The following is a 2650-nucleotide window of genomic DNA, read 5'->3' as shown; positions in this document are numbered from 1 at the left end:
GCTTTGCCCGATATAAAAGATATTATTTTCACAGTCTGCGTGCTTGCCGCTGCAAATATAGCCGGACTGCTGCTTATTCAAATAAAAGGTGACTGCTATGTTCAGCTCCTCTTTATTCTCTGTGTAGTTTTTATCGCAAGATTTACAAACGGCTATCTGTGCGGTCTCATAGCCTCTCTTGCAGGAACTCTTGCGGTGAATTATGCCTTTACAACTCCTTATTTCAAGCTTGATTTCTCTGTGGCTGACTATTCAATATCCTTTGCCGTAATGCTTACGGTGTCTGTCATCATCGGAATGACCACCACAAGGCTCAAGGACCAGAATAAGATACAGGCGGAAATAGACAGAGAAAAAATGAGCGGCAACCTGCTAAGAGCCATATCTCACGATATCCGGACGCCCCTCACCTCCATATCGGGAGCGGTACAGGGCATAATCGAAAACAGGAGCAAGCTTGATGAGGATCAGCTTATGTCGCTTCTCTACGATGTGAGAGACGAGGCGGACAGGCTTGTTAAAATGGTTGAAAATATCCTTACCGTCACTCGTATAAGGGAGCAGACGGGAGAGATAACCAAGACCCCCGAGGCAGCGGAGGAGATAATAGCCGAAGCTGTGCGGAAATTCCGCAAAAACAGGAATATCCCCGTTGAGATAGAGATACCCGGCGAGCTTATGATGATACCGATGGATCCCTTTCTTATTGAACACGTAATACTTAATATAATGGAAAACAGCGTTATCCACGGAGGAGCGACCCTTATATCTCTCTCCCTTGAGGAGGCAAACGGCAAAGCGGTTTTCCGTATTTCCGATAACGGCAGGGGAATTTCCGAAAAAATGAAGGATAAGCTTTTTTCGGGATATTTCATTCACGCCGATGAAAAAGAGGGTGACGCCAAAATGAATATGGGCATAGGCTTGTCCGTTTGCAGCGCCATAATCTCGGCACACGGAGGAAGCATATCTGCGGGAAACACCCCCGAGGGCGGCGCCGAATTTACCTTTACACTGCCTCTTGCAGATGATGCCGATAATGAGTCTGAAATCTGATGAAAGGTCTGAACATATGGAATATAAAAACAAGGTCCTGATAATAGAGGACGATAAGCATATAAGCCATTTTCTGGGAACAGTTCTTGCCGCAAACAATTACGACGTGCTCACCGCCGATACGGGAGAATACGGCTGTGCGGTCATAAGCTCCCATTGCCCCGATATAGTCATACTTGACCTGGGACTTCCGGGAATAGATGGCTGGGAGGTAATATCATCGGTGCGAAAATGGTCGTCAATGCCAATAATCGTGCTGTCAGCGAGAAATTCCGAAGCGGATAAGGTGTCTGCGCTTGAAATGGGAGCGGACGATTATATAACCAAGCCCTTCGGCACAGAAGAGCTTCTTGCAAGAATAAGAACAGCACTCCGTCATACCCGTACCTCAGCCGCCGACGACGGGATATCGGTAAACGGCATATTCAAAACGGGCGATCTAACCATTGATTACAGTAAATACAGAGTATACATAGGCGGAAAGGACGCAAATCTCACTCAGAACGAGTTCAAGATAGTAGCGCTCCTTGGCAAGAACGCAGGCAGGGTGCTGACCTACGACTATATAATCAAGCAGCTCTGGGGACCTCACGCCAAGACCGATAATCAGATACTCAGGGTAAATATGGCAAATATCAGACGCAAGATAGAAAAAAAGCCTGCCGAGCCTCAGTACATTTTCACCGAGGTGGGCATAGGCTACCGAATGGCGGAAAGCGACCAGATAAAGCAGGAAATACGGTAAATGCATAACAAACGGCGTATTGCAGAACTCAGCAATGCGCCGTTATTTTATTGACAAATCAAAGCTGCCTGTGTTATAATCAAGTAAAGAAGTTTAAACCTCAAAAACCCTTTTTATGCTGTCGTAATGAAGGAAAATACCCTGCTCACCGAGAGCCTTTATCTCATCGGGAGAAGCAATTTTGTATCCCAAAGTCTCAGCCTCCTGCAAATGCAGGTCGCTCTCGTCAAAATCCATTACAAATCGGTAAATGTCCACAAAATAGTTGTCGCCCTCCCCGGGATTTTCCCTGTGATATGAGAAAACATAGCCCCCCTCGGCATTTGAAACATCAAGCCCCGTTTCTTCCCTGACCTCTCTGATGACTGCCTCACGGGAGCTTTCGCCTGCCATAGCAGCACCGCCCGATACCTCCCACCAGCCTGCCGCCCACGCCTTTGTCATAACACGCTGAGTAATGAGAAATTTTCCGTCGGGGCGCATTATCACACCAAGAACGGTAAGATGATATTCCCCGTTTTTAAGGCACCAGTCGTTTCTCTTCATTGTCCTGCCTGTGGGCTGCTTGTTTTTATCGTAAATATCCCAAAGCTCCATAATACTTATTCCTTTCAGTTAACGAACTCTCCGATTATTTTACCACGAATGTCTGATTTTGTCAAGACGTCCAAAATTTAAGTTTCCCCAAAATTCAGCCTTGACGCATCCAAATCAGAAAACAGAGACAATTGAGTGCTACAATCGGGCAAAGAAAAGAATGTGCCAATACCCGATTTAACCGTTTTTAAGATTTCAAAAATACCGTCGGCAACAGCATAATATAAAAAATCGGGTACACCAAATAAACGC

At 46.0% G+C, this 2650-nt stretch carries 3 protein-coding genes; 2 read left to right on the top strand and 1 reads right to left on the bottom strand.

The window, feature by feature from the left end:
- Both ACR0QN_RS14120 and ACR0QN_RS14115 read left to right on the top strand, forming a co-directional pair.
- Window positions 1-1056 (top strand): sensor histidine kinase (locus tag ACR0QN_RS14120; RefSeq protein WP_432651862.1); only part of this gene is annotated, 1056 nt, incomplete at its 5' end.
- A gap of 16 nt (window positions 1057-1072) precedes the next feature.
- Window positions 1073-1801, top strand: a complete 729-nt coding sequence (locus ACR0QN_RS14115; RefSeq protein WP_432651861.1) for a response regulator — start codon at window positions 1073-1075, stop codon at window positions 1799-1801.
- Window positions 1802-1894: 93 nt separating this feature from the next.
- On the opposite strand, the gene ACR0QN_RS14110 is transcribed toward ACR0QN_RS14115, so the two are convergent.
- Window positions 1895-2398 (bottom strand): NUDIX hydrolase, encoded by a 504-nt coding sequence (locus ACR0QN_RS14110; RefSeq protein WP_432651860.1) that lies wholly within the window; start codon window positions 2396-2398, stop codon window positions 1895-1897.
- Window positions 2399-2650: the final 252 nt, after the last annotated feature.

The sequence above is a fragment of the Huintestinicola sp. genome (genome assembly GCF_050874005.1).
Classification (GTDB): Bacteria; Bacillota; Clostridia; order Oscillospirales; family Ruminococcaceae; genus Huintestinicola.
This window is presented reverse-complemented; position numbering and strand designations above follow the sequence as displayed.

Bases quoted from the DNA above. Each gene is read 5' to 3' on its own strand.
- ACR0QN_RS14115 (WP_432651861.1), top strand. From the start codon at position 1,073: ATGGAATATAAAAACAAGGTCCTGATAATAGAGGACGATAAGCATATA.
- ACR0QN_RS14110 (WP_432651860.1), bottom strand. From the start codon at position 2,398: ATGGAGCTTTGGGATATTTACGATAAAAACAAGCAGCCCACAGGCAGG.